The organism is Paenibacillus sp. V4I5 (genome assembly GCF_030817255.1).
Lineage (GTDB): Bacteria > Bacillota > Bacilli > Paenibacillales > NBRC-103111 > Paenibacillus_E.
The window spans coordinates 6,406,093-6,433,076 of record NZ_JAUSZB010000002.1 but is presented as its reverse complement, the minus strand read 5'-3'; the positions used below and the strand labels follow the sequence as shown (position 1 = coordinate 6,433,076).

Here is a 26,984-nt window from a genome sequence, read left to right as displayed (position 1 = left end):
ATTTGACGACTTACTACTCAATATACTTGTTTTAACTCTCCCCATTATGCTATGTCATATTTTATGGCTAGATCGGCCCGGTCCCATCAGCTTTAATCCTTCAAATAGAGCATTTATCTTGCCTATTTATTCATTAGCAGCCATATTTTGCATGTCCCATCCTTTTTTCACGATAACAGGCAACAACTTTGATCTGCGCACGATTCCTGTACTAGTTGCTTTCCTTTACAGTGGCATACGTTCAGGACTTACGGTCTCCGCAGTAATAATAGCCTATACCTACTACATGGATGGTTCCGACTTTTTATGGATTGTTTCCTTGTCGGCTCTGCTCGTACCCTTCATCCTGGCTTTCATTGCCCTAAGCAATTGGAAGTACCGAACCCCCAAAGTGATGTTTCCCAGTCTTCTGGCTTTTATTAGCGCTCTAGCTACTTTCTGCATGACGATGCTATATCGCATCGATTCGAATGTATCCGTAGATAGAAGCTTTCTGCTATACGGCTTACTGTTCTGTATTGTTCACATGCTGACGATGTGGCTGATAACCTATTTAATTGTTCGTATCCGAGAAAATATTGCGATGCGCCAAGAAGTCCAGCGTTCAGAGAAGCTGAATGTATTAAGTGAACTAGCTGCTTCGGTTGCCCACGAAATTCGCAACCCTATGACAGTTGCCCGCGGCTTTATGCAAATACTCAGCCAGTCTCAAGTTACTGAAGAGAAAAAGAAGCTCTATACCACTATGGTAATTGAAGAAATTGACCGAGCCCAAAGTATTATTTCCGACTACTTATCTTTCGCTAAGCCGCAAGCCGAGAAGCTCGAAGAGTTGGATGTTTCCACTTTGTCTCACAAAATAAGCAATCTCATAAATCCTTACGCGTCAATGAGCGGTGTAGAAATTCATATTGACATGGAGTCTTCTCTTCTGATTAAAGCCAACAGCGAAAAAATGATTCAATGCCTAGTTAATTTAACGAAAAACGGCATCGAGGCTATGCCTAGCGGAGGCACTCTGTTAATAACTGGCTTCAAGAAAAGCGCTAAAGTTATTTTACAAATTAAAGATACCGGTATTGGTATGACTCCTGAGCAGGTGAACCGTCTCGGAACGCCCTTCTACTCTACGAAAAATAAAGGCACCGGGCTTGGCATGATGGTCTCCTATAGAATCATCAAAACATTTGGCGGGCTCATAGAAGTAACAAGCCAGCCAGACCAGGGAACTTGCTTCACGATTTCATTACCTACCGTTTGAGTCACTTGCCAAAATATCCATAATCCCTTTGAATAAAGGGATGGACTTATTGCTCTCAGCAGGCTCCATGTTCTTAATGACAACAGAAACGGCATATTTCGGTGATTCAACAGGGCCATAACCAATAAACCACTGATTCACCTTTTCTTGCTTGCCATTCTCGATTTGTGCCGTACCGGATTTCCCAGCCAGCTTCCACTTCGCATCCTCTAAGCCTTGTCCCGTTCCAACGGTTACCACTTCTCTCATCCAGTTTACTAATGTATGACTGGTCGCTGCAGAAACCCGCCCCGCCTCGGAATCTAATAATTGAACAGGAAATTTCTCCATCACACGATCCGTTTGATACCGAATTTCTTGAACTACTCTTGGTGAATAACCCTTCCCACCATTCAGCAAGGTAACAATCATATTAGACGCCTGTAAAGGGGTCATCCTGACATCTCTTTGACCAATGGCTGTTTGCATAAGCACTCCCTCGTCATTATGTGGAGTATGGGCCCCAAATAGCTGTCCGTTCTCTTCTGTATCCAATTGACGGAGCATTTGCTCATCGTCTGTCTTCCCCGTCCAGCCCACTTCATTCAATACACCAAGCTTATGTGCATAGCTTTCCAACTCAGCAGGCGTCAGTCGCTGCATCACTCGGGCAAACACAATATTACAGGATTGCGCAAAGCCCTGCTCTAAAGTTAAAGGCCCGTGTCCATCTCTTCTCCAGCACGTAAAGCCATATTTCCCAAGCGCACCTTCACAATTGAAAGTTTCTTTGGGATCGACGATCCCTTTATCCAACGCTGCTGCGGCTACAATTGTTTTGAAAATCGAGCCAGGCGCCGTCGCCTTGAGCGCATAATTACTCCAGTTATTGCTAGCGAGATCGACTTCTGTCTGATCAAAGTTGGGTCTGCTCGCCATCGCGATGATATCTCCTTGTGCCACTTCCTGAACAACAGCCGCACCTTCGCGTATATTTAGCTTATCCATAAGGATCTCAATTCGCTGCTGCACGCTTAAATCCAGTGTCGTCACTAATTTGACGGGATAGAAGGTATTATCCGGTGCAATCATTCGGGCATCTAGACCAGCTAACGGTCTTTTTCCTGCGTCCGTAAAATAAGAGATTGACGTCTCACCAACGCCTCGAAGCCACAGATCGAACGTTTTCTCCAGTCCAGCACCTCCGATTTTCGAGGTTAGCGCAACCTTTCCTTTCTCCAGATCAGCACCGTAGATACTCATCACTCTATCCGGATTTTGCCCAATAAACCCAATCAATTGACGCGCTGTCATGCCTGATGGATAGCGATCCTCCATCTTCACGACTTTCAAATAAGGTAAGCCGAGAGCATTAATTTGCTCCTCCTGCTGATCGCTTAACTCTACAGGCTTCCCTCCCTCAGCAGTGCGCCACACTTGCGGCTCTTTCAAATCACCAGAGAAAGCAAGCCAATGATCTGTATTCGTCCGCAAAATCCGGGCCAATTGATTTACTTGTTGCGGCTCACCATGGTATTCGCTATTTATAGGAAATGCCACAAGGGCTTTAATCATTTTTCCCGTCATGGGCAATAGATCACGATCTAAGATTTCCCCTCGCCCGCTTTCCAGCACTAGTGCCCGTTGCCTCTGTACGACCGAGTTTTTGACCAAATTAACTCCTCGTGAGGAATAGTTTTCCGTTGTCGCTATTTGTATCCAAAAAAGCTTGCCAACGATCCCTATAAACAAAAGTAAGATCGTGAGGAGAACAAGAAAGATTCGACGTTTTTCAGAAGACGATAATTGTTTAATCCTCATGCTACTGACTCCTTTTAACTAACAATGACTAGTGTTGCTTTCAGTATCGTCATTCCTGATCATGGTCAAACTGTCCGATCCACGTTAATGCTCAATAAAACAGAAAAAATCCACCCTCCTAATTGGAGAGTGGACTGCGTATTCTATGATACTAAACTTCGAATTTGGATAAAGTGTCGTTAAGCGATTTGGACAGCTGATCCAGCTTGTCCGACAGTTTAACTAAACCGTCACTGATACTAAGTTGTTCTGAACTCAATGAAGCAACTTCTTCCGATGTAGCTAGGGATTCCTCAGCTACCGCGCTGACATTCGTCATTGCATCGGAAAGTACAACTTGTGATTGCTCCAGTGTGGAGATCGAATCACTTACCGTGCTTAGCTGTGTAATGAATCCACCCATGTGATTCGTTACTTGTTTGAAGATGGTGTCGGCTTCTTTTACAGCTAATATTTGTTCTTGGAAAATGGGTGTTGCCGTTGAAAGCACTTTCACCGTCTCATCGATTTCTTTCGTGATGGTTTCTGTAATTTGACCTACGACATCAATGGATTGTCTGGATTGATCCGCTAGTTTACGAATCTCATCTGCAACCACCATGAAGCCTTTACCAGCTGCACCAGCACGTGCGGCCTCAATTGTCGCATTTAAAGACAAAATATTCGTTTGCTTCGTCATATTATTAAGAACATCCAAGATTTTACGAATAGAACGGGTACTGTCCTTCAAATTATCGACTTTATCAACCATCGAGCGAATCATTTCTTCTGTCAGGTTCGTTTTTGAAATAAGTTCCGTCATATACTTCGTACCTTGCTCACTGGAGCTTTGAACATCCGCAGCAGCCGTTCCCATCTCGAGGTTGGCTTCGATTACCTGCTTCATTTGCTCGCCAATATGATAAGTTAACTCATTGCCTCTCTCAGACTCCGTTGCCAATCCTCCGGCACCATTGGAAATCTCATCCGTCGCGACTGCAATTTCTCTTGCAGCTGTAGCCGTTACCTTCGAGGAATTCGTTAATTCTTGTGCGGTTTCGAAAACAGCTTGAGCAGAAGAGCTGGTTTGTTGAACCAAGGTTGTAATCTGCTGCATCATCACATCAAAGCTGGCACCTAGTTGTCCTATTTCATCTTGTGTTTTGTAGTTAGCACGCACCGTAAGTTTCCCTTTAGCACCTTGCTGCATCAGGTTACGTAGATTAATCAGAGGACGTCCGATCATTCTAGCTACGAATAATCCGATTAGCACAGCGGCAATAGCCGCAAACAAGGCGATTAGAAGCGTATAATTGAAGATTTGCTTAGCATCCTTCACAAGAGCGCTCACAGGTATATCACCAACAAGATTCCAACCGGATATGGACGATTTATAATAGGCTACCAAGTGATCATCGCTCGTTATAAAAGAGCCGTGTTCTTCTTCTAATTGTTCTTTCGTCAATTTGACGTCAGAATCTTTTTCTAATTCCGAGATTTCTTTATTAGCTATGTATTTGTTTTCTGTATTCGTAATGACAACCTTACTATCATCACCTAATGACATCCCAGTAATCTCTTTAGTGAGTAAATCTGTATTAAGCTCTATCAGAAGAATGGCTGATGTGGTATTCGTAAGTGTATTTCTCATCACTCGACCAATAGCAAATGTATTGGACGAGCCGCTGGAATACCCTTTGACTTTACTATCTAACCAAGCCACTTTTCCACCGTTCTCAACAGTCTTATTAAACCAATCATTTCCGCTTGAATTCTCGCTAAATGACGAACCGCCTGAACCTGTGATAACGATCAATTTACCATCAGGTCTGTAAAGATGAAGCGTTTTAATTGCTTTGTTCGAGAAAGTCACCACATTCAATTTCTCCGTCAATTGACGAGTAACATCAAGAGCTTCGTAGGAGGATGGATCTAACGTAGGAATTGACCCAAGCAAATCCTGCAGATCCTTGTTAAGCATAATTTGTAGAGATACTTCATCAAAAGTTTGATAAAGAAAATCTAGTTTTTGCCCCGCCTGTGTTACGGTTTGAAGACTGGATTCAGACACTTTGTTCTTAATCACATTTTTCGATACCGTGTAAGAAATCAAACCCACAGTAAGGACGAAAAAAAGAATACTTACAAAAAACATTAAAAACAGCTTCATACCTACGGATTTCACAGGATTTTCTACCTTGACTTGCTTCATTTCTTTAAAAGCGATCGAACCCATTTGCTTAGATTTGTTGCTTGCCACACCTACAATACGACCCCATGGAACATTACGAATTGCTTGAACTACTTTGTCTAAAATACTTTGAAGTTTCTGATTCATTTGTTCACCGCCATTAGTTTCTACTTCCTGCATATACCAGACTTTTGAACTAGAATGTAAAGGGTTCACTTTACGTTTTTAAATAATTTCGACACACTTTACCATTATCCTTCAAAATCCGATCTAAAATAAATAAAAAAAGAAACTTTCTCCAATTTACTCGAGTTTGAAGAAAGTTTCCATGAACTTATTTTCCTGTTTTCTTACGCATCATATCCCATTTTTTTACAGCTTTATCCGTTTGTAATTTGATCATTTGAAGTGGATGTCTAGCTGCATCTAATTCTAAGCCATCTTCATTTCTTATGACCCCAACCTTTTGCTTAAAATGCGTACCATCCGGTCCAAAAAATTCAATTTCTTGGCCAGTCTTGAAATGATTTCTTTGCTGTATGAGCGCCGTGCCCGATTCAGCATCATACCCCATAACCAGACCAACAAAATCATATCCAACCACTTTATCTTCTGGCTCAAAAATATGATCCTCATGCCCTGGCGCCTCATAGAAGAAGCCGGAGTTCAAAGGTCGGTTTGCTGCTTTATATATTTCATCCTGCCACAAAGGGTTGACCTCGAAATGCTCTGGATCGGCAAAGTAGGCATCAATGGCTTGGCGGTAGGCATTAACAACCGTAGCCACATAATGAATGCTCTTCATCCTGCCCTCAATCTTGAAGCTGTCTACGCCAGATTCGATCATCTCTGCAATATGTTCAATCATGCTCAGATCCTTCGAGCCCATTGTGAAAGCATCATCTTCCTCGCCAAACATCGGCAAATCCGTAGCCAAAGGAGCAGAGAGTGGTTGATCCTTGGCAAATAAATCGTACTTCCAACGGCATGATTGCGAGCAGCCGCCGCGATTGGAATCTCGATCCGTGAAATGATTAGAAAGCACACATCGGCCCGAGTACGAGCTGCACATTGCCCCATGTATGAAAGCTTCAATCTCTACATCGACATGAGCTTTAATCTGATCGATTTCTTCCATGCTGACTTCGCGGGCAAGAACAACTCGTTCAATACCCTGGTCTTTCCAGAACTTCACGGTTTGCCAGTTCATAACGGATTGCTGTGTGCTCACATGAACTTCCAACTTAGGAGCTACTCTTCTGCACGTCTCCATAATAATTGGATCAGCTGCAATAATAGCAGAGATCCCAACCTCTTGAAGTCCTCTCAAATAATCATCAAGGCCTTCTATATCCTCATTATGAGCATAAATATTCGTTGCTACGAATACTTTTGCCCCATATTGATTGGCAAACTCTACGGCTTCGCGCATTTCCTCCTGCGAAAAGTTATCCGCGTTGGAACGGAGACCATACTTCTGGCCACCGATGTAAACCGCATCCGCTCCGTAATGGATCGCAAATTTCAGCTTCTCTAAATTGCCTGCTGGAGCCAGTAATTCCGGCTTGTTAAGCCTAACACGCTTTCCTCTAGCTCGGGCTTCTATGGCTGTCGTCATCACGATAACGCACCTTCTTTCATCTATCAATATACCTGTTCTTTGTAGAAAAACCCATATGACAATTCGCGTTCAGGATCTTGCAGCTTAACTATCGCATCCAACCATTCCTGTTGAAAGATATATCCTTCAGGATCAGCTGCATAAGCATCAATGACAGCCCGATAGCTTCTCACTACTGTTTCGTTATAAAGAGAAGATTTCAAAAGACCTTCGATTTTCAAGCTATCTATTTGACCGTCCATAAGCTCAGGTAAATTTTCCAACATACATATATCTTCAGAACTCATAATGTGCGTGCCATTACTATCTTCGTATATAGGATAACGCTGATCACGGCGTTCATGCTCAATGAGGAAAAGCCCTCGCTCCATGGAACGATCCTGCTCAGCTGCATCTTTCCCTTGGTGCTCGATATAATTCTTCACTAACTCACGCTTAGAATGATATATATTGGTGATGCCATGTACTTGAACTTCAACAGCCAACTCCGCATGCTCTTTAAAAGCCAAAACCTGCTCCATATTCAATTCTCTAGCTAGGACCACACGGGTAGCTCCTTGCTTAGCCCAATAATTCGCAGTCGCGTAATTGGTTGATGTCATCTCTGCATTCCAGTGCAGTGTTAGCGGCTTAGGTAAATTACGGGCAGTCATGAGTACCGCTGGATCGCCGAAAATGATTGCATCCACACCGTATTCCTGTAATTTGGCTAAATAATCATGCAGCCCTTCAAGGGCATTATTGTCGAAAATATTGTTTACAGCTACATATACACTAGCCTTCTGTTCATGTGCCCAGGACACAGCTTCCTGTATCTCTTCAAGTTTCACTTCTCCCGGCAGGCGCATGCCGTAGCGCGCTTCGCCAATAATAACCGCATCTGCGCCTGCTTCGATCAATCTTTTCAGTTCTGCCACAGTGCTGCAGCTTACTACTAACTCTGGTTTTTTCAATTGCTTACCCTACCTTCTATCAGCTTACTATCATAAGTTCGAACTACTAATTCGCGACCTTCTTGCTTTCTGTAATATTCTTCTTATGCTCTTCAAAAGTTTCTGCGAACAAATGCCCTTTGGTCCCATCCTTCTTAGTTACGTAGAATAAATACTTCGTCTCTTCCGGATAAATAGCTGCTTTCATCGAGGCAAGACTCGGACTCGCGATCGGTCCCGGTGGTAAACCTGTATTCAAATACGTGTTATAAGGACTTTGTATTTGAAGATCCTTCTCCAGCAATCTCTCTTTGGACTTATCGAATAAATATTGCACGGTTGCATCAATTTGAAGAGGCATATTCTTCTTTAACCGGTTCTGGATAACGCCGGATACAAGTGCACGCTCTTCATTTACAACCACTTCACGTTCAATTAAAGATGCAATGGTCAACATCTGGTGGATGTCAAGTCCGCGCTCCTTGAGCTTGTCCTTCCAGTCTGATGGAAGTGTCGCCAGCTTCTTATCCAGCTCCTGCAGTGTTCGCTCAATGAACTCTTGTTCCGTGGAGTCCTTCTTAAACTCGTATGTTTCTGGGAACAGATACCCTTCGAGACGATGTTTGATGCTTTTATTATCAGGAAGCGTTGCGATCGTTTCCCCTTTGAGCCCAGCAGGCGCATCCGCCAACTGTAGAAAAACTTCCTTTTTCCAAGGAGTCTGCTCATTTAATTTGGCTGCAATTTGATCAATGGTATAGCCCTCAGGGATTGTAATACGGATGACCTCTTCCTTCACAGTCTCCCCTTTATTCAGTTTATTGATCATTTCTTCGAATGTCATGCCCGGCTTCATACTGTACTCGCCTGCTTGAAGTCTGGAGCCCTGTTTCTTCACCTTTAAATAATACGTAAAAACCGAAGAATTTTTAATAAGTCCCTTCGTTTCAAGCTCCTTGGCGATCTGTAAAGACCCTGCGCCTTGTGGAATTGAAACTCTTACTTCTTGCTCTGAAGCCTCTACAGGCTGGAGCGCATTCGCAATATACAATCCGATGCCGCCTGCAGTTCCAATGATAATAAGCAGCAATAGTCCAAAGACAAGAAGGATGAGCTTAAGCTTACTTCTTCTAGGCTTATTCTGTTCATTCTCTTGTTCAAGCATGTTGTTCACAATAATCCTCCTAAGAATTTTCGTAAGAAAACTGAGTTCGTAAGCATTTCTATACCCCAAAGCAAACAAAAACGAGCGGATGCGCTCCGCTCGGTTGTATGCTTCTTACAATTCATCCTGTTCTGGAAATACCATCTCGTCGTAGAGCTCTGAAACGATTTCCCATTCCTCGTCATCCTCGATGGTTTCCAATTCATACTGTCCGTCACTATCTGTCGTCACTCGGAAAACAGCAACCTCGTCTTCCTTCTTGAGTTCATCAGATTGCAGAACAGCATACGTATAATTTCCATAAACGAATTCTTTAAGAAGATGATACACCGTTGATTCATTTTGCTCATCAAACAAAATAATATCATCCCCGTAAGTTTTGCGCAATAAGTCAGAAGGCGTCGTACTCATGCTCATGCTTCTTCTTCCTCATCGAATTCTGCCATTAAGGTATTGAATGTTTCTTCAACAATATTCCATTCTTCTTCATCTTCGATGGTGAACAGCTTCAAATCCTCGCCGTCCTCATCCTCTTCATAGCGAAATGCGTACACTTCATCAGATTCTTCATCTCCGCCGTCAGTAGGCACGACCATCATATACTTCTTGTCAGAACCGTCCACTTCGAATTTCATGATAACCTCGAACTCTTCTTCGTTGCCTTCATCGTCCGGGATGTAAATGATTTCTGGTTGTTCCTCACGCAATTCTTCTTTGGACATGTTCGTTCACCTCTTCATATTGGCATCCATGTAACCTTGCAGGATGAGCTGTGCGGCCATTTTATCAATAACCAGCTTGCGTTTCTTCCGACTCACATCAGCTTCAAGAAGTGTGCGTGTCGCAGCTACGGTCGTTAACCGCTCATCCCACAAGTGTACAGGTACACTTAGTTTTTGCTCTAATTCTTGTGAAAATGCGATAGCAAGCTCACCGCGTGGCCCTATTGTATTATTCATATTTTTGGGTAAGCCTACCACTATTTGAGTAACACCATACTGTTTGACAATAGCCTCCAGCCGAGCGATGTCTTCCCCAGGCTTCCGACGATGTATGACTTCAAGCCCTTGAGCCGTCCAACCAAGCTCATCGCTCATCGCTACACCAATCGTTTTGTCCCCATAATCCAAACCTATCCATCTCATGCCGGTTCTCTTTTCCTTCTATTTGTGTTGACCCAGATAAGCACGAACTAATTCTTCAATGAGTTCGTCCCGTTCCCGTTTACGAATGAGGCTCCGAGCATTGTTATGCCGTGGAATATAGGCAGGATCTCCGGAAAGCAAGTACCCGACAATCTGGTTGATCGGATTATACCCTTTTTCCTGAAGAGCATCGTACACCGCTAATAACACGTCTTTCGGCGAAGTCTCAATTTCTTCTGCTTTTACGTTAAACTTCATCGTTTTATCCATGGAACTCATCAGGAGCACCTCACTTTCCTTGTGATACCATTGTAAAATATTTGAAAACCAATCCATGTATACTGGTTATATTCTCTATGGGTTTAAAAATTCCTGTCCCACAGAAAAATAATTATGCAAATTGGGAAAGAAGTCCTTCAACTCCGGACAATGCAGCTTGCAATTTGGATGCATCCTTACCACCTGCTTGCGCCATATCCGGACGACCGCCTCCGCTACCTCCAACAGCTTGAGCCACTTCTTTAATGATTTTGCCAGCGTGGAAGCCTTTAGCCACAAGATCTGGCGTTACAGCAGCTACCAAATTGACTTTGTCATCAGCAACAGCGCCGAGTACGATAACAGCGGAACCGAGCTTCGTCTTCATCTCATCCACAATATTGCGAAGCGAATCCATATCTGCTGCGTTGACTTGTGCAGCCAACACCGAAACCCCTGCTATTTGCTTCACTTGGTCTGTAAGTGAACCCGCTTCGATTCGCCCAAGTTTGCTGCGCAGTGACTCGTTTTCACGTGTCAGTTCCTTCACTTGCTGAAGCGTAGCTTCCACACGTTTAGGTACATCTTGAACATTTGATTTGAGCAAGCCCGCGGATTCTTTCAATAGTTGTAACTGTTGATCAAGGTATTCATACGCACTGCGGCCAGAGACCGCTTCGATCCGACGAACACCTGAACCGATACCGGACTCGCTGACGATCTTGAATAAGCCAATTTGACCTGTATTCTGAACGTGGCAACCGCCGCACAGCTCTAAGCTGTAATCGCCCACTTGCACAACGCGCACGATATCACCATATTTCTCACCGAACAATGCCATAGCTCCCATTGCTTTCGCGTCAGCGATTGCTTTGAGTGAAATATCCACATTCGTGTTGTTCCAAATTTGACGGTTCACACGCTGTTCCACATCCTGCAGTTCTTCGCTGCTAATGCTTCCGAAATGCGAGAAGTCAAACCGTAAACGGTCAGGTTCAACCAAAGACCCCGCTTGGTTAACATGCGTTCCAAGTACTTCCTTAAGCGCTTTGTGCAGCAAATGTGTAGCTGTATGGTTCTTAATGATGTCCCCACGCTCCGCAGCTGCAACAATAGCTTCTACCGAATCACCTTTGCGAAGTACACCCGACACAACAAGAACTTTGTGAACGTGCTGACCATGAGGCGCTTTGATAACATCTTCAACCTTCAATGACACTTGGTTACTTCGAATTATACCATAGTCACTTACCTGACCGCCGCTTTCAGCATAGAAAGGAGTCCGATCCAATACGACCTGACAAGTCTCACCAACTCCGACAATGTCTACGAGTTCATTCTCGTGAACGATCGCCACAATACTAGCAGTAACTACCAATTCATTATATCCAACAAATTCGCTTTTAATCGTCAAATCAGACAACGGTCCGCCTTGTACCTTCATGCCGCCTTCTTTATGACTGGCCGCTCTAGCACGGTCACGTTGTTCCTGCATGGAAGTATCAAACCCTGCGCGGTCAACCGTTAAACCCTTCTCAGAAGCAAAATCTTCGGTCAAATCGAAGGGGAAGCCATACGTATCATACAGCTTGAAAGCATCCGGTCCGCTGATCTGATTCGTCCCCGCTTGACGTGTCTTTTCTACCATCTCGGCCAGAATGATCAAGCCATCACTTAACGTTTCATGGAAACGCTCCTCTTCGGTTCGGATGACCTTTTCGATAAATTCTCGTTTATCTACAACTTCCGTGTAGTAAACGCCCATTATTTCTCCAACGGTTGGTACCAGCTTATGAAGGAATGGCTTATCAAGACCAAGTACTTTGCCGTATCGTACAGCGCGGCGCAGCAAACGGCGGATAACATAACCGCGGCCTTCATTAGAAGGCAGCACACCATCACCAACGGAGAAAGCAACTGTGCGGATATGGTCAGCGATGACTTTGAGTGCAACATCGTGCTCATCGTTCACATGATATTTCACACCCGTAAGCTCACATGTTTTATCAATAATCGGCTTAAACAAATCCGTGTCAAAGTTTGAGTCTACATCTTGCAGAATCGAAGCAAAACGTTCTAATCCTGCACCGGTATCAATATTTTTGTTAGGGAGCGGTGTATAGCTGCCGTCCTTATTATGGTTGAATTGCGTAAATACAAGGTTCCATACTTCTAGGAAACGCTCATTTTCCCCACCTGGCCAGCATTCCGGATCAGACAAATCACCGTATTTATCACCGCGATCATAGAAAATCTCTGTACAAGGACCACATGGACCCTCGCCAATATCCCAGAAATTATCTTCTTTGAGCTTATAAATACGATCTTCGGGTATACCAATTTGTTTGTTCCAAATTTCAAAAGCTTCCTCATCATCTTCATGCACAGTGACAGAAATACGATTCGGATCAAAGCCGATCCATTGCGGATCAGTCAAAAACTCCCAAGCCCATGGAATGACTTCTTTTTTAAAATAGTCTCCGATGGAGAAATTCCCCAGCATCTCAAAGAACGTATGATGTCTGCGTGTTTTACCTACATTTTCAATATCATTCGTACGAATACATTTCTGGGCATTCGTAATCCGTGGATTTTCTGGAATTTCGCGTCCATCCAAATACGGCTTTAAAGGAGCAATCCCCGCATTAATCCACAAGAGTGAGGGGTCATTATGTGGGACGAGCGATGAACTTGGCTCTATCTTATGCCCTTTACTTGCAAAGAATTGCAACCACTTGGAACGTATTTCACTTGCTTTCATCTTTTTCAAGCCTCCATATTTATCAATTGTTCGAAAAACAAACAAAAAACGCCCCTGTAACATACAGGGACGAATAATCGCGGTACCACCCTGGTTATTGTGTTCGGTTCACCCTTGCTTATACCAAGAGGAAACAAACGCAATCTCCTTGTGCGGATCTTTAACGGGTCCAACCGGTGGAGTTCATCCACACTCCGAAACGAGCTTTGGGCCATCCTAGCATCGAAAGGTTCTCACAGCCGCCACTCAGTAATAATACTGCTCTAGCGGAACCTTCTCTCTGACGATGGACTATGGCTTACTAAAGTTTCATCAACGCTTTCAATTCAGATATAGATAAGGCAAATTATAACTATATGCTAGTACCCTGTCAATATTCATGTAAAGTTTTGGGCTCTTAGTCCATTCAATTCAAAGAAAATTAATGGAACCAACCCTTTAAGGGAATCGTACCTACAATATACTCGTTCCTTATATGATCCTCGGAGGTGTTTCAATTGGATTTTTCAACCCTCACCCTACTCGGGTTAATCACACCCATCTTTGTATTAGTCATCTACATCATGACCAAGACTCTCATCAAAAAGGAGATACCCGATAGCCGTTATAATCCTTTTGATTATATAACTGGTCAAACCCAAGCCCCATTTCAAGAACAAAAAGAGCAAAAAGAAGAAAAGGACGACCAGGGAGACGACAAAGATAAAAACTTAAAAAATCATAGTTGACAATCATTCTCAATGAAAGTATACTAATTTTAATGATAATGATTTTCATTATCGAACCAAGACATAAGGCAAGAATTCGTATACTTATTCCGTAGCCCATTCGATGGTTTACGCATGGCCACACCTTTCATATCCTCAACCCTCGTGCAGAACCCCTCTGAACCATGATCTCGCAAATCATGGCTCAGAGGGGTTCTGTGCGTCCACACCTAATGAAACCTCATGTCGTGGGCTTATGAACATAGTGAAGGAAAATATGTTGAATGATAACCTTCATGACGGCAAAGAAAGGTACAGCTAATATTAACCCCACAATACCTGCGACTTCCCCACCTACAAGTAAGGCGAAGATGATAAATAACGGATGCATATGCAGCGTTCTTCCTACCACCTGAGGAGAGATTACGTTGCCTTCGAGAATTTGTACGGCTAAATTAACAAGCGCAACTAATAACAACATTTTCAAAGAGATCGTTGAAGCCATAATGATTGCCGGCGCTGCTCCAAAAAAGGGCCCCAAGTAAGGAATAATATTAAACACCGCCACAACGCTAGCGAGCAGCAAGGCATATTGCATGCCAATAAGCCAATACCCCAAATAGGCAAGAGCTCCTATAATCAAGCAAACTAACAGTTGACCACGGATATAATTACCAAGTGCAGTGTCAATATCAATGAGCAACTTGATTGTTTTCTTACGATGCTCACGCGGCACAATTGCCAGGGCTGTTTTCTCAATAATTTGAAAATCCTTTAAGATATAGAACGCAACGAACGGTACGATGAAAGCAATGAACAGCATATTGATGGTATTTCCAATCTGATTCATGTAGTTCGAGATGGCCATGGAAATGCTATTTTCCAGCTTCGTAAGTGAATGATTAAATCCATTGCGCACACTGTCGGGCAGCAGTTGATTTTGATTAAAGCCATCTACAAGCGACTGCGCACGCATAGCCATTTGCGGCATATGCTCATTCAGTTCCGCTATTTGGGACACAAACATCGGTGTCATATTCATGATAATAACGGTCAGAGATGAGAGAAAGACACTATAAATAAGCAGTACAGCAATGGTTCTTGGCACTTTCCGCTGGTTAAGAATATTCACGATCGGGTTTAAAATGTACGAAATAATCACTGCTATAAAAAATGGCGTCACGATGGCTTTGATAAAGGTAAATACGCTAAACATGATTGGCTTTATTTGGAGAAGCATATACAAGCTGGCCAGAACAAGCAGGAGGTAGACCAGCCCGACAAACCATTTATTTTTCCAAAAGCGTTCCATTCTCTTCACCTCTGTTAATCCTTATAAACATATGCTCATACAGTATATGTACAACCTGTCCAAATTAACCCGTTAAATCATGAGCTAAACAAGAAAAAACGCTACTTCTTAAGCGCCCTGCGCTTAAAAAATAACGTTTTGTAATGTGTATTAACGATTAATTTGCATGTTCGTGGACATGAGGAATTTCTTCCTCAAAAAATAAATCATCCAAAGAACTCAACGTACCGTCTTCCTCTACTTGATACACGGACATCTTGTCTCCGTTAACACTGAGTTCAATAAAGCAACCCCAGCAGTAGAATTGATGGGAACCGATTTTTCCAATATCTTTGGAATTACAGTTTGGACAACGCATAATGCTCACCCTATTCTTCTTTGGATACGAAGAGTTCTTCTACTTCCTGAGCGCAATGTACAGGCACTATGATGGCATCTTCCCCTTTGGTTGCCGCCACCGGCATGGGAAGCCATCTTCGCCCTTCCTTTAAATCAGAAATAAACCCTTCGGACAATTCATAACCTACTATTTGTTTACCCCAATTCTGGTTTAAATAAACATCTTCTACCACGCCTAATTTGTGTCCTCCCACCGTAATGACGGGAAGACCTTTAATTTTGCGGCTTCCTTCAAGAAAAGCATGGCACTCTTCCACATGCTCAAACTCGCGAATGACACTTTCGTTCGGTATGGTAATGGCATCTTCTCCGGCAGAGACGATTCCCTCCCACGGTATATAACGTAAGGAGGAGAACCAATGCTTCACTTCGAGCATGATACCTCGTATGTTCCAATCAGGGCCTACCAACAAATCTTTAACTTGACCTATTTGTTTTCCGGAATCTACCGTAATAACGGGAAGCCCGATCAAATCATGCGCTTTGCGCAAGTTCTATTCCTCCTAGAACCACCCGGTACTATATAGTACGCAACCGCTTGACAATGGTTGCAATTTTCTGGGCAGCTGTTTCGATTTGTTCTTTAGAATTCCCCATTCCAAAACTAAATCGAACCGCGGAGGCCGTAACATTTTCTGGGAGCTTCATAGCTTGTAATACGTGTGATACTTCAAGTGAACCTGACGTACATGCAGAACCGCTTGCAGCAGCCACTTCTTCTAAATCCAGATTCATAAGAAGTGTTTCTGTTGAGATACCTGGGAAGCTGATGTTCAGAATATGCGGGATACACTGTTCCTTGTGGCCATTAATCGTAAAGTTATCGCAGCCTAATTGCTGCTCAAGTATGCTTATCATAAGCCCGCGAAACTCTGTGACATTGGATTTCATGCTATCCAGCATGGGGAGAGTAACTTCCACAGCTTTAGCAAAGCCTGCAATTGCTGCTACATTCTCCGTACCTGCGCGGCGCTTTCTCTCCTGAGAGCCGCCATAGACGTGAGGTGTCAACCTCGTGTTCTTCGATACAAATAATGCGCCTGCACCTTTGGGTCCGTATATCTTATGAGCCGAGAAACTCATTAAATCAACAGGAAGTTCATGAACATTCAGCGGAAATTTACCTAAAGCTTGCACCGCATCTACATGAAAAGGAATTTGCCGACTCCGCGCTAGATGGCCTACTTGCTCGATCGGTTGAATCGTACCCACTTCATTATTCACATACATCATGGAAATGAGAGCTGTGTCAGGACGAATAGCCGCTTCCACATCTTCTATTTGAATAAGACCGGTCGGATCTACTGGAAGGTAAGTCACCTCGTACCCGAGGCTCTCCAGTCGCTCACAGGGATGCAAAACAGCATGATGTTCGATCTCCGTCGTAATGATATGCTTCCTGCCATCCTTGTTTGCATTCATGATCCCAAAGATCGCCATGTTATTGCTTTCGGTCCCTCCGCTTGTAAAAATAAGCTCAGCAGGTAAACAGCCTAACGATTTCGCCATAGCGTCCCGAAACCGGTTGAGTGCTGTTCTAGTAGCTCTGCCGAAGCTATGTGTACTCGAAGGATTCCCAAAAAAGGCTGTATAGAATGGAAGCATTGCTTCCATTACTTCAGGATGCACGGGTGTAGTTGCTGCATGATCAAGATAAATGGGATTCATAGGACACCCTTAAATGTAAAACATGTAGTTGTCGTTCTTACCTTGGTCTTCGAAAGAAATCAAGTTAGCAAGTGTAGTAGAATCAAGCACGTCCGCAATACTATCGCGAATGCGAATCCACAGATCACGCTTAGCCGGATCATCTTCCTCGGTGAAATCGACAGGACTGATTGGTCCTTCTAAAACACGAATAACCTCGCCTGCTGTTACTAGTTCAGCGGATTTGGAGAGAATATATCCACCGTAAGCACCACGAATACTTTTGACCAATCCTGCATTGCGAAGCGGAGCTACAAGTTGTTCCAGATAATGCTCAGAAAGCTGATGCTTTTCGGCAATACTTTTGAGTGAAGTCGGTCCTTCACCAAATCGATTGGCCAGCTCCATCATGATCGTTAAACCATAGCGGCCTTTTGTAGAAATTTTCAAAGTTACACCTCATTCAACATTATATGCCATCAAGGAGTCTGATCGATATTGCAAAAACTTCTGTTGCCTACCATCTATTTTATCCACGTTCAGACACTATGGTCTTCCCTATCTTGGTACACAGCGTTTCCATTTTTCGCAAAAACATTCCTAAACATCCGTATATCGTATATATGGTATCATAAATTCCTTGTTCTGTGGGGGAAAAACAATGACATTCTCATGAAATATTTTAATTTTGAACAATAGAGAGGTATAATAGTAAGAGTTTTAAAAAAAGTCCCACAAGATAGAAAAGAGGTTCGCAGCTATGAGTAAAAAAACACGTGTCATTTTGGGAATGTCCGGAGGTGTCGATTCTTCGGTTGCTGCGCTGTTGCTTAAGGAACAGGGCTACGAGGTTATTGGCATTTTCATGAAAAATTGGGACGATACCGATGAGTTTGGCCATTGTACCGCAGAAGAAGATGCAGAGGATGTTAGAAGAGTGTGCGATCAGCTCGACATCCCTTTCTATACAGTTAATTTCGAAAAGCAATATTACGACAAAGTTTTCGCCTACTTCTTAGATGAGTACACCAAGGGCCGCACGCCGAATCCGGATGTGATGTGTAACCGGGAAATAAAATTCGGGGAATTGCTTCAGAAGGTCATTGATCTAGGCGGGGATTACATTGCAACAGGTCACTATGCACAAGTGAAAGAGCAAGATGGTGAATATGTGCTTTTGCGTGGTAATGATGCCAACAAAGATCAAACGTACTTCCTTAACGTACTCAATCAGCAGCAGCTGTCCAAAGCCATGTTCCCGATTGGCCACCTACCGAAACCAAAGGTTCGTGAAATTGCTGAAGCAGCAGGTCTAGCCACAGCTAAAAAGAAAGACAGCACTGGAATTTGCTTTATCGGAGAGCGCGACTTTAAACAGTTCCTCAGCCAATACTTGCCTGCAAAGCCCGGCAATATGGTCGATATTCGTAACGGTGAAGTCAAAGGGCGTCACGACGGTTTGATGTACTACACCCTGGGTCAAAGACAAGGACTTGGTATTGGCGGTTCAGGCTCGGGGGAGCCATGGTTCGTTGTAGATAAAGATTTGAACAACAATCAATTGCTTGTTGTTCAAGGTGAGCAGTATCCGGGGCTATATTCTAAGGGCTTAACAGCCACAGATGTGAACTGGATATCATCAACCAAACCTGTGGGCACATATGCCTGCACAGCCAAATTCCGTTACCGTCAGCCCGACCAAGGCGTAGTCCTGACGTTTATGGAGGATGGCACATGTGAAGTTGTCTTCGATAAACCACAAAAAGCCGTAACGCCGGGGCAATCCGTTGTTTTCTATGATGGAGACGTGTGTTTAGGCGGCGGAGTTATTGATAAGGTTCATAAGTAAGTTTGATTGTCGGATATAGGAGTAGGAAGGATGATCGTTTTGGTCAAAGTGAATGATGTTGGTTGGAAAGCTGCTGCTTATGAGGATGTTACGAAGATCGTGAAAGAGGTAGGTATTCTCCCGCTCTCTTCGTTCATACCGGATCATCCTTCCCTTGAATCTATAACTGTGCACGAACAATGGCATACCGGGCTAGAGACAGATCCTTGGCTATGGCGAGATCGTCTGCCTGGCGACGGCATTGCCGCTTATGGTCGCTTTTTTGCAAAGAAGCCTCTGTTGATTTCTGCCGAGCTCTTCCCATTGATTAAGAATTTGTTAGACGAGCCTTATTCTGTTGAGGAACGTTATGCAGATGGAGAGCTTCCCAAATCGGCTGTCGAACTTTTCCAAGCCGTTGAAGAGAACGAAGGCATCGATGTGAAGGAGCTTCGCTCCAAAATCGGGATGAAAGCCAAGGAGTCGAAAAATGAATTCGACCGAGCACTGATAGAACTACAAAGTAAAACAGATATCCTTATAGCTGGTATAAGCGAACGCCTGAATGCCAATGGCACCAAGAACGGCTGGAACAGCACCTGCTATATGACTGCCAAGCATTGGATGGAGCTTCATGGGATTAAGGCGAATGCACTTCCAACTCCGGAAGCAAAAAGTCAACTCAGAGCGTTGCTTCAAGAACGGTTTAGTGCTGCCGCGGGTGTTTATCTGGGTAAGATTTTTAAATTATAGGAATGATCATTAATAGGAGCCCTGAGGGCTCCTATTTCTGTTTTCAGCACGGTGCCAGCAAACATATAATCCGGCATCTTGTAGAAATTTACCGTTTGCCCTTCAAGTATGCAGGCTTACTTCTAAGCACAGGATAATCGCGAAAGGTGTGAGAGAATGGGTAGATTCTTAGTCGTACTTCTGATTATTTGGGTTGGTTGGTCCGGAAGTTTGCAAACAAGGGCAGAGGCAAGTACAGGGGCAAGTACAGAGATAGGTACAGAGATAAGTATACAGGTAAATACAGAAGAAATTATAATAGAATATATGCCTGAGCAAGATCCTGAATATGCTAAATGGAGCCGTCTTGCCTTTCAGGAAGCTGGGAAAATATACACTTTATTAGATTATAAATATTTAGGGCGGTCGACTATCGCACCCGGTGTTGCACAGCAGCAGTTTCGCTTCTGGGTAAGACATCAGGGTGTCGAATTTCCGCTGATTGTTTCGATTCGGTACGATCCTATTACAGAGAGGGTTTTCACAATCGATATGGAACAAGAAAAAAGAGGGAACCTACTGATTTTATAAACCTGTAGGTGTCCCTCTTCTTTTATGCTGATTGAGCTTCATCTTTTCTTCTGTCCCCTGCTCACTAGCTGCAAAGATAATCTCATTTCGTATTTCGTCGGGTAAGTACTGCTGCTTCACATAGTGTCCTGGGTAATTATGCGGATACATGTAACCTTTATGTCCGAGCTGATCGGCACCTTTATAGTGCGTATCACGCAGATGAAGGCGGTACATTCGCAGATTTCACTTGGTCCATCAACTGTTCCGCACGAGAGATGGCCATCGGTATCGAATTAGACTTTGGACTCTCCACAGCGAATAAAATTGCCTGGGAAATGATGTATTTGGATTCCGGCCAGCCAATCTTATGATAGGCGTCCATGGCCGTCACGGACTGCACCATTGCCTGCGGGTTGGCAAGGCCGATATCTTCGCTGCAGGCGACGATAAGACGCCGCAGGAACGTCATAGGATCCATGCCGAGCTTCTCGACGGCATATAGGAACCAGAACAGCGCGGCATCACTGGAGCCGCGCACGCTCTTGTGAAAAGCGGACAAGACGTCGTATTGTGTCGACTCGTCCGCTTTCACGATGGGGCGGCGGATCGACTCTTCCGCCACCTCGAGCGTAATCTGAACCGTTCCATCCGGTTCAGGTGAAGTTGTGAGCGCTGCAAGCTCCAGCGCGTTAAGCGAACGGCGGATGTCGCCATTAGCCATCCGCGCAATGTGCTCCAGCGCCTCCTCGTCTACGTGGAGGCGCATGAACCCGAGCCCCTTCACGGGGTCGGCGATGGCTATTCGCATGGCGATGAGCGCATGCTCCGCCGTGAGAGGCTCGAGCTGAAACAGCGTCGAGCGCGACAGCAGAGCCCCGTTCACATGGTGAAACGGGTTCTCTGTCGTCGCACCGATGAAGATGAGGATGCCCTGCTCTACCGCAGGTAGCAGCGCATCCTGCCGCGAGGTGTTGAAGCGATGCACCTCGTCCAAGAAAAGAGTCGTCTTACGACCGTACATCGCTTTATTGGTCTTTGCTAGCTCGATAATTTCTCGCACATCTTTGACCGAAGCGTCTACGGCGTTCAGCTTCATGAACTCACCCTGTGTTCGGTTCGCAATGATGTTGGCCAATGTTGTTTTGCCGGTGCCCGGGGGTCCATAGAGCAAGATTGAGGTCACTTGATCGGCCTCAATCGCTCGTCTTAGCAGCTTTCCTTTTCCGACGATTTGCTCCTGGCCAATATACTCATCGAGCGATGTTGGCCGCATACGATCAGCTAACAGCTTTCCTGTTGGTTCTTGTGAAGAAGCATATGTAAACAAGTCCATAAGTTGATTATCCTTTACTTTGCATTGAAAGATATAAACTCTATTATAACCCGCACACGAAATCATGTCATGTTTTGTAAGTAAACTGCTACTGCTGGTTTCAGAGAAGTTGTCGAATCCATATACGGTCGAGTAAGAAAAGATCCCCCTGATACGAAACCAGGAGGATCTTTCTTGATACTATTTATACAGACTGAGGAGTTGCTTTGTCATTCTGCGGTTCCGGACGCTGGACAGGTACCGTGAAGCGAAGTGGCCCTGCTATGAATGTAGCCGCAAGTCCGACAATACCGAACACGATACTTATGATAAAACCATGGTTAATCGCTGTTCCCAGTGAATCTCGGAGGAAATTCATCGTTTCCCTAGGGAATGCAGCTCCCGCTCGGATCAAATGTTCTGGATTAGCTAAAGTCGTTAATTGATTAAGAGGCATGTTGTGCTCAGCAGCGCCAACTTGAATGAGATTGTTGTATTTAGTGTTGACAATAGTCGCCATAATCGAAGCTCCGAGAACCCCTCCTATATTACGCCAAAAGCCAATGATGGAGGAGCTGACTCCTATATATTTGGGATCTACGCTAAGAGCAACTGCATTCTGAGCAACACTCATTAAAGGTCCAATTGCCCCTACGCCAAGTATAACCATCAGGGTAATCATATACAGATTACCTGCGTCATGACTGACTACACTTAACAAATAACTAATGACAATACCCGTAATCATACTGAACGCGATAACTGCACGGAAGCTAAAATAACGTTGAAGGAAACCAAACAATACAGCCCCCACCATTAAAGAAAACATCATCGGGGTCAGAAGAACATTTGAATTCGCCCGACCTAGCACTGCAGTTGAGAAAATAGGCAAGTAAGCAATAGCCGAGAACATAATCGCTCCTTGGCAGAGACAAGCTAACATCATGCCGAGAACCATTCGGTTTTTGAATAAAGGTAAAGGCAGCATGGGTTCTTGGGCCCTGCGTTCAACCATAATGAAAAGAAAACCTACAACAACGGCAACAGCTAACAAACTTATGATTTGCCAGGACGCCCATGTATAATCTTTACCACCGAACTCTAATGCGAGCATGAGTGAAACAGTAGAGATAATGAGTAATAGCGTCCCTAAATAATCAATTTTCGGACGACGAGTCGAACGAGTTTCCTTAAGAGCAACAAGTAAAACAAAGAATGAGAGTAAACCCAGTGGCAAATTAACATAGAAACACCAGCGCCAACCCCAGGTTTCGGCGAGCAAGGTGCCTATTTGCGGTCCCGCTACGGATGATAGGCCGAATATCCCAGCAAATACCCCTGACAGCTTAGCCCCCTCTTTGGGATCTGAAAAAAGCGTATAAATAATGGTGAAACTAATGGGAAAAATAGCTCCTGAACCTATCCCCTGAATCGCTCTATATACGATCAGCTGCGTCATATCCTGGGCCGTACCACAGAGTGCCGAACCGATCAAAAATATGGATATTCCAATCAAATAAAAGAGCTTTCTGCCAAACATATCCGACAGCTTTCCGAAAACAAGCATCGTGCTCGTAGATGCAAGCATATACGCTGTGAATACCCAACTGATCTTATCGAAACCATTAATATCGCCTATGATATGACTTATAGCAGCCGCCGTAATTGTATTATCTAACGCAGACATCAAAAGCCCTAAAGCCATTGCCAGTATAATAAAACCTGTTTTTTTATTACCCACTATCGTTTTACCCCTTTTCCACTTTTAAATTACTCAACCGTTCTATTCCGGCCATTAATGTTCGCATAGTACTTTCCGTATTTTCGATACCAATTTGAATACAAAGCTCCTGCGTCTGGGACATTAATGACTTTGACTTACCGTTCTCATACATTTTCCGCAAACGCTCAAGATCATCTTTCGCACTCAATACGCCATTTTCCAAATATTCAATAATGACCTCAACCTCAATAAATTCTCCAAAAAACAAGCGAGTCATCGCATCAGACTTGAATTCATTGGCTTGCATGGGACTGTACATGTAGGCTTTGAAATGCTTTTGGCCTTCCTCCGTTATGGAGTAGACATTCTTATTCGGTCTTCCATCCTGGATAACACTTTCCTTGGTAATGAGACCTTCCTTCTCCATCTTGCTAAGCGTAGGATAAATCGTGCCAAAGCTTGCATTGTAAAAATAGGAAAATACCGTCTCAAACATATGCTTGATGTCGTATCCCGATAGACTGCGTTTCATTAAAATTCCTAAAATGACATCCTGACTAGTCATGCTGTAAGTCCTCCTTTTTCATGTGTGCTTCGTTATTAACAATTTATCGGATTACATATATCGAGTCAACATATAAATGTTTGATATATACAATACTGATATAACATTTATTGATTTAACCTTTACAATACCCTCCGGAGCCTTATGAAAGGGAACGTAGATGCGTTATTTTGCTAAAAAGTCGTTGTAAGACTGGTGAAGCGGAACGTCAATGCCTTATTTCCTTTATGAAAGCCGTATTCCGTCTAAATGGCAAAATAGCGCATCCTATTTCCACTTAGAGGCAAATAGGCAGGAATTCGATAAACAACGCATCGTAGTTCCCTTATTTTCGTCCGAGCCCCTAGGCATTGAATAATCAGGGCAAATAAAAAAACGGATGCCCATCTTCCAATGGGCATCCGTTTTTTTATTTCTTCTTCAAACCAATTTCCAATAGTTCTTTCACAGCCACACTCACCATGATTAGTCCTGCCACAGGCGGAACAAAAGCATTGCTCGCCGGTGGTTGTTTCGCTTTGCGAATTTCTGGTGCGTTCTCGGGAACGATTTGCTGCGTGACATCTTCGCGGGGTTTCATCGGCGCTTCCGTCGAAAATACGACCTTCACGCCCTTTTTGATCCCTTCCTTGCGCAGTTTTTGACGAACCACACGTGCAATAGGATCCATGCTCGTTTTGGAGATATCCGCTACTTTGAACTGTGACGGATCCATTTTATTGGCTGCGCCCATGCTAGAAACGATTGGGATCTTCCGCTCCAGACACTGCTTGATCAGATGGATTTTATAAGAGATGGTATCACTTGCGTCCAATACGTAATCGATTGGATATGCGAATACTTCCTCGTACGTTTCCTCTGTGTAAAACATCCTCAGCGCGATGACATCGCAATCCGGGTTAATTAATTTGATTCGATCGCGCATCAGGTCTGCCTTAGGCTGACCTACCGTTGTCGTAAGCGCATGAATCTGACGATTAATATTCGTGATGTCGACAACATCTTTGTCGATCAGAATAAGACGTCCAACCCCTGTACGCGCTAGTGCTTCAGCAGCGATTGAACCTACACCGCCAATGCCTAGCACGGCAACCGTGCTATTTTTCATGATTTCAAGGCCCTCAGGGCCAATCGCTAGCTCAGTTCGAGAAAATTGGTGAAGCATAGAGACACTTCCTCTTTCAATGTTCTTAGGCTTTAGCAGCAGGCTGCTTAAGCGCTAAGCGAATCGACAGCTGTTCGAGCTGTTTGTCGTCTACAGTACCCGGTGCATCGGTTAACAAGTCAGTTGCGCTTGCTGTTTTCGGGAATGCAATCGTTTCTCTCAAATTCGTGCGGCCTGTGATCAGCATCACCAAACGGTCGAAGCCAAAAGCAAATCCGCCGTGCGGAGGTGTTCCATACTCAAAGGCTTCAAGTAGGAAGCCGAATTTCTCAACAGCTTCCTCTTTGGAGAAGCCAAGCGCACCGAACATTTTCTCCTGCACTTCACGTTGGTAAATACGCATCGAACCGCCGCCCACTTCATATCCGTTCAAGACAAGATCGTAAGCTTGAGCACGAATTTGACCTGGGTCTGTATCAAAGAAATGTACATCTTCTTCATTTGGTCGTGTGAACGGATGATGCTCAGCAACATAACGTTTGGCTTCTTCATCATAGCCAAGAAGTGGGAAGTCCACAACCCAAGCATATTTGAACTTCGAGTCATCGATAAGTCCAAGCTCACGACCGATTTTCAGACGAAGGTTACCAAGTACATCGGCAACAACTTTTTTCTTATCAGCGGAGAATAGAAGCAAATCCCCTTCTTCTACGCCCAAACGCTCTGTTAATGCAGCGATTTCAGCTTCATTGAAGAATTTCACGATAGGCCCTTTGAATTCGCCGTCTTTCACTTGAATCCAAGCTAAGCCTTTTGCGCCATAACGTGCTGCGAATGGCAAGAGGTCATCGATTTCTTTACGACTCCATGTGCCGCAACCTTTCGCGTTCAAAGCTTTTACTTGACCGCCGCCTTTAACGACGTTTGCAAACACTTGAACACCTGAAGTTTCAACGATATCAGAAACATCTTCAAGTTCTAGACCAAAACGAAGATCCGGTTTATCCGAACCATATTTCGCCATGGCATCCGCATACGTAATACGTTGGAATGGACGCGGGATTTCGACTTGTGCTGTTTCTTGCATTAATTTGACTACGAGTTCTTCCAAGATTTCAAGCAGTTGATCTTGAGAAATGAAGGAAGTCTCAATGTCGACTTGAGTAAATTCAGGCTGACGGTCTGCACGAAGATCCTCATCGCGGAAACAGCGTGCGATTTGGTAGTAACGCTCTAAACCACTAACCATCAACAATTGCTTAAAGATTTGCGGGGATTGCGGAAGTGCGAAAAATTCGCCCGGATGCACGCGGCTTGGCACCAAGTAATCGCGAGCGCCTTCCGGTGTGCTTTTTGTCAAAATCGGTGTTTCAACTTCAACAAATCCTTGATCATCTAAGAAATTACGGAATACTTTGGACGCTTTGGAGCGAAGCATTAATGTTTTTTGCATTTCCGGACGACGCAGGTCCAGATAACGATATTTCAAACGTACGGCTTCATCCACATCTACGCCGTCTTCGATGAAGAAAGGAGGTGTTTTGGCTGCATTCATAATTTCGATTTCAGTCACCTGAATCTCAATTTCACCCGTTGTAATATTTTTGTTGACTGTTTCGGCATCACGTTCTACAACTTTCCCTTTAACAGCAAGCACGTATTCATTACGAGCGCGGTCAGCAATGGCAAGTGCATCCCCTGAGAAGTCTGGGTTAAATACAGTCTGTACAAGCCCGCTGCGATCGCGTAGATCGATGAATAGAACGCCACCTAAGTCACGTCTTCTTTGCACCCACCCGTTTAGTGTAACTGTCTGTCCTACCTGAGCTTTAGTAAGCTGCCCACAATGATGTGTTTTGAGCATCATGATTATTTTTCCTCCTAATATAGGGATCTTTGAGTGTAGCTCAAAGTCTCTCCTTTGTAGGGATCTTTGAGTGTAGCTCAAAGTCTCTCCTTTGTCGGGAT

The 26,984-nt window shown here is 44.1% G+C and carries 24 protein-coding genes and 1 pseudogene; 5 read left to right on the top strand and 20 right to left on the bottom strand.

The window, feature by feature from the left end:
- The first annotated feature begins 46 nt into the window (after positions 1-46).
- Complete coding sequence (locus QFZ78_RS31535) at positions 47-1,261, top strand: ATP-binding protein (protein WP_307555973.1); 1,215 nt, start codon at positions 47-49, stop codon at positions 1,259-1,261.
- Here the strand turns inward: QFZ78_RS31535 and QFZ78_RS31530 are convergent.
- The 10 genes from QFZ78_RS31530 to alaS all read right to left on the bottom strand — a co-directional run bounded on the left by QFZ78_RS31530 (position 1,247) and on the right by alaS (position 13,113).
- Positions 1,247-3,061, bottom strand: coding sequence for a peptidoglycan D,D-transpeptidase FtsI family protein (locus QFZ78_RS31530; protein WP_307553287.1), 1,815 nt, complete (start codon positions 3,059-3,061; stop codon positions 1,247-1,249). The two genes, QFZ78_RS31535 and QFZ78_RS31530, sit on opposite strands and share 15 nt — an antisense overlap.
- Before the next feature lie 151 nt (positions 3,062-3,212).
- Positions 3,213-5,378 (bottom strand): methyl-accepting chemotaxis protein, encoded by a 2,166-nt coding sequence (locus tag QFZ78_RS31525; RefSeq protein ID WP_307553286.1) that lies wholly within the window; start codon positions 5,376-5,378, stop codon positions 3,213-3,215.
- A gap of 187 nt (positions 5,379-5,565) precedes the next feature.
- On the bottom strand, positions 5,566-6,849 hold the full coding sequence (locus QFZ78_RS31520; protein ID WP_307555971.1) for a peptidase U32 family protein: 1,284 nt from the start codon (positions 6,847-6,849) through the stop codon (positions 5,566-5,568).
- Positions 6,850-6,875: 26 nt separating this feature from the next.
- On the bottom strand, positions 6,876-7,805 hold the full coding sequence (locus tag QFZ78_RS31515) for a peptidase U32 family protein (protein WP_307553285.1): 930 nt from the start codon (positions 7,803-7,805) through the stop codon (positions 6,876-6,878).
- A 46-nt stretch (positions 7,806-7,851) separates the two neighbouring features.
- Complete coding sequence (mltG, locus tag QFZ78_RS31510) at positions 7,852-8,949, bottom strand: endolytic transglycosylase MltG (RefSeq protein ID WP_307555969.1); 1,098 nt, start codon at positions 8,947-8,949, stop codon at positions 7,852-7,854.
- Positions 8,950-9,063: 114 nt separating this feature from the next.
- A complete protein-coding gene (locus QFZ78_RS31505; protein ID WP_307553284.1) occupies positions 9,064-9,366 on the bottom strand; it encodes a DUF1292 domain-containing protein in 303 nt (100 codons plus the stop codon).
- Entirely contained in the window at positions 9,363-9,671 is a 309-nt protein-coding gene (locus QFZ78_RS31500; protein ID WP_307553283.1) for a DUF1292 domain-containing protein, read from the bottom strand. Before QFZ78_RS31500 ends, QFZ78_RS31505 begins: the two co-directional genes overlap by 4 nt.
- 6 nt (positions 9,672-9,677) lie before the next feature.
- Positions 9,678-10,094 (bottom strand): Holliday junction resolvase RuvX, encoded by a 417-nt coding sequence (gene ruvX, locus QFZ78_RS31495; protein ID WP_171644688.1) that lies wholly within the window; start codon positions 10,092-10,094, stop codon positions 9,678-9,680.
- Between the two features lie 18 nt (positions 10,095-10,112).
- The gene (locus QFZ78_RS31490; protein WP_028555746.1) at positions 10,113-10,373 is read right to left on the bottom strand and encodes an IreB family regulatory phosphoprotein; all 261 of its coding nucleotides are present in this window, start codon (positions 10,371-10,373) and stop codon (positions 10,113-10,115) included.
- 112 nt (positions 10,374-10,485) lie between these two features.
- Positions 10,486-13,113 carry an alanine--tRNA ligase gene (gene alaS / locus QFZ78_RS31485; protein WP_307553282.1) on the bottom strand — a complete coding sequence of 876 codons (2,628 nt, stop codon included), beginning with the start codon at positions 13,111-13,113 and terminating at the stop codon, positions 10,486-10,488.
- 497 nt (positions 13,114-13,610) lie between these two features.
- Between alaS and QFZ78_RS31480 the strand changes: the two genes are divergently transcribed.
- Positions 13,611-13,841: a DUF3951 domain-containing protein gene (locus QFZ78_RS31480; protein ID WP_307553281.1), complete on the top strand. Its 231-nt coding sequence runs from the start codon at positions 13,611-13,613 to the stop codon at positions 13,839-13,841.
- Positions 13,842-14,061: 220 nt separating this feature from the next.
- Here QFZ78_RS31480 and QFZ78_RS31475 read toward each other — a convergent pair whose 3' ends face one another.
- The 5 genes from QFZ78_RS31475 to cymR all read right to left on the bottom strand — a co-directional run bounded on the left by QFZ78_RS31475 (position 14,062) and on the right by cymR (position 17,628).
- Entirely contained in the window at positions 14,062-15,132 is a 1,071-nt protein-coding gene (locus tag QFZ78_RS31475) for an AI-2E family transporter (protein ID WP_307553280.1), read from the bottom strand.
- Between the two features lie 157 nt (positions 15,133-15,289).
- Positions 15,290-15,493: a hypothetical protein gene (locus QFZ78_RS31470; protein ID WP_047676263.1), complete on the bottom strand. Its 204-nt coding sequence runs from the start codon at positions 15,491-15,493 to the stop codon at positions 15,290-15,292.
- A 7-nt stretch (positions 15,494-15,500) separates the two neighbouring features.
- A complete protein-coding gene (locus QFZ78_RS31465; RefSeq protein WP_307553279.1) occupies positions 15,501-16,022 on the bottom strand; it encodes a PRC-barrel domain-containing protein in 522 nt (173 codons plus the stop codon).
- A gap of 28 nt (positions 16,023-16,050) precedes the next feature.
- Positions 16,051-17,199 (bottom strand): cysteine desulfurase family protein, encoded by a 1,149-nt coding sequence (locus QFZ78_RS31460; protein WP_307553278.1) that lies wholly within the window; start codon positions 17,197-17,199, stop codon positions 16,051-16,053.
- Between the two features lie 9 nt (positions 17,200-17,208).
- Positions 17,209-17,628: a cysteine metabolism transcriptional regulator CymR gene (gene cymR / locus QFZ78_RS31455; protein ID WP_029196904.1), complete on the bottom strand. Its 420-nt coding sequence runs from the start codon at positions 17,626-17,628 to the stop codon at positions 17,209-17,211.
- A 310-nt stretch (positions 17,629-17,938) separates the two neighbouring features.
- Here cymR and mnmA point away from each other — a divergent pair, with 310 nt between their 5' ends.
- The 3 genes from mnmA to QFZ78_RS31440 all read left to right on the top strand — a co-directional run bounded on the left by mnmA (position 17,939) and on the right by QFZ78_RS31440 (position 20,329).
- Positions 17,939-19,027: a tRNA 2-thiouridine(34) synthase MnmA gene (gene mnmA, locus QFZ78_RS31450; protein WP_307553277.1), complete on the top strand. Its 1,089-nt coding sequence runs from the start codon at positions 17,939-17,941 to the stop codon at positions 19,025-19,027.
- Between the two features lie 30 nt (positions 19,028-19,057).
- Positions 19,058-19,759: an AlkZ-related protein gene (locus tag QFZ78_RS31445; RefSeq protein WP_307553276.1), complete on the top strand. Its 702-nt coding sequence runs from the start codon at positions 19,058-19,060 to the stop codon at positions 19,757-19,759.
- 156 nt (positions 19,760-19,915) lie between these two features.
- Positions 19,916-20,329: a DUF3889 domain-containing protein gene (locus QFZ78_RS31440; protein ID WP_307553275.1), complete on the top strand. Its 414-nt coding sequence runs from the start codon at positions 19,916-19,918 to the stop codon at positions 20,327-20,329.
- Here the strand turns inward: QFZ78_RS31440 and QFZ78_RS31435 are convergent.
- The 5 genes and pseudogenes from QFZ78_RS31435 to aspS all read right to left on the bottom strand — a co-directional run bounded on the left by QFZ78_RS31435 (position 20,324) and on the right by aspS (position 26,883).
- Positions 20,324-21,644: pseudogene (locus QFZ78_RS31435) on the bottom strand (replication-associated recombination protein A). The gene QFZ78_RS31440 and the pseudogene QFZ78_RS31435 overlap by 6 nt on opposite strands.
- A gap of 184 nt (positions 21,645-21,828) precedes the next feature.
- Entirely contained in the window at positions 21,829-23,364 is a 1,536-nt protein-coding gene (locus QFZ78_RS31430) for an MFS transporter (protein WP_307553274.1), read from the bottom strand.
- 7 nt (positions 23,365-23,371) lie between these two features.
- A complete protein-coding gene (locus tag QFZ78_RS31425) occupies positions 23,372-23,911 on the bottom strand; it encodes a PadR family transcriptional regulator (protein WP_307553273.1) in 540 nt (179 codons plus the stop codon).
- A gap of 409 nt (positions 23,912-24,320) precedes the next feature.
- On the bottom strand, positions 24,321-25,076 hold the full coding sequence (locus QFZ78_RS31420) for a tRNA threonylcarbamoyladenosine dehydratase (RefSeq protein WP_307553272.1): 756 nt from the start codon (positions 25,074-25,076) through the stop codon (positions 24,321-24,323).
- Positions 25,077-25,101: 25 nt separating this feature from the next.
- Entirely contained in the window at positions 25,102-26,883 is a 1,782-nt protein-coding gene (gene aspS, locus QFZ78_RS31415; protein WP_307553271.1) for an aspartate--tRNA ligase, read from the bottom strand.
- Positions 26,884-26,984 lie beyond the last annotated feature (101 nt).

Coding starts and splice junctions, on each gene's coding strand:
- QFZ78_RS31490 (WP_028555746.1), bottom strand. CDS start 10,373: ATGAGTTCCATGGATAAAACGATGAAGTTTAACGTAAAAGCAGAAGAA.
- QFZ78_RS31420 (WP_307553272.1), bottom strand. CDS start 25,076: ATGCTTCACCAATTTTCTCGAACTGAGCTAGCGATTGGCCCTGAGGGC.
- QFZ78_RS31425 (WP_307553273.1), bottom strand. CDS start 23,911: ATGACTAGTCAGGATGTCATTTTAGGAATTTTAATGAAACGCAGTCTA.
- alaS (WP_307553282.1), bottom strand. CDS start 13,113: ATGAAAGCAAGTGAAATACGTTCCAAGTGGTTGCAATTCTTTGCAAGT.
- QFZ78_RS31520 (WP_307555971.1), bottom strand. CDS start 6,849: ATGACGACAGCCATAGAAGCCCGAGCTAGAGGAAAGCGTGTTAGGCTT.
- QFZ78_RS31535 (WP_307555973.1), top strand. CDS start 47: ATGCTATGTCATATTTTATGGCTAGATCGGCCCGGTCCCATCAGCTTT.
- QFZ78_RS31460 (WP_307553278.1), bottom strand. CDS start 17,199: ATGAATCCCATTTATCTTGATCATGCAGCAACTACACCCGTGCATCCT.
- QFZ78_RS31500 (WP_307553283.1), bottom strand. CDS start 9,671: ATGTCCAAAGAAGAATTGCGTGAGGAACAACCAGAAATCATTTACATC.
- aspS (WP_307553271.1), bottom strand. CDS start 26,883: ATGATGCTCAAAACACATCATTGTGGGCAGCTTACTAAAGCTCAGGTA.
- QFZ78_RS31445 (WP_307553276.1), top strand. CDS start 19,058: ATGATCGTTTTGGTCAAAGTGAATGATGTTGGTTGGAAAGCTGCTGCT.
- QFZ78_RS31505 (WP_307553284.1), bottom strand. CDS start 9,366: ATGAGCATGAGTACGACGCCTTCTGACTTATTGCGCAAAACTTACGGG.
- mnmA (WP_307553277.1), top strand. CDS start 17,939: ATGAGTAAAAAAACACGTGTCATTTTGGGAATGTCCGGAGGTGTCGAT.
- mltG (WP_307555969.1), bottom strand. CDS start 8,949: ATGCTTGAACAAGAGAATGAACAGAATAAGCCTAGAAGAAGTAAGCTT.
- QFZ78_RS31530 (WP_307553287.1), bottom strand. CDS start 3,061: ATGAGGATTAAACAATTATCGTCTTCTGAAAAACGTCGAATCTTTCTT.
- QFZ78_RS31525 (WP_307553286.1), bottom strand. CDS start 5,378: ATGAATCAGAAACTTCAAAGTATTTTAGACAAAGTAGTTCAAGCAATT.
- QFZ78_RS31440 (WP_307553275.1), top strand. CDS start 19,916: ATGGGTAGATTCTTAGTCGTACTTCTGATTATTTGGGTTGGTTGGTCC.
- ruvX (WP_171644688.1), bottom strand. CDS start 10,094: ATGAGATGGATAGGTTTGGATTATGGGGACAAAACGATTGGTGTAGCG.
- QFZ78_RS31475 (WP_307553280.1), bottom strand. CDS start 15,132: ATGGAACGCTTTTGGAAAAATAAATGGTTTGTCGGGCTGGTCTACCTC.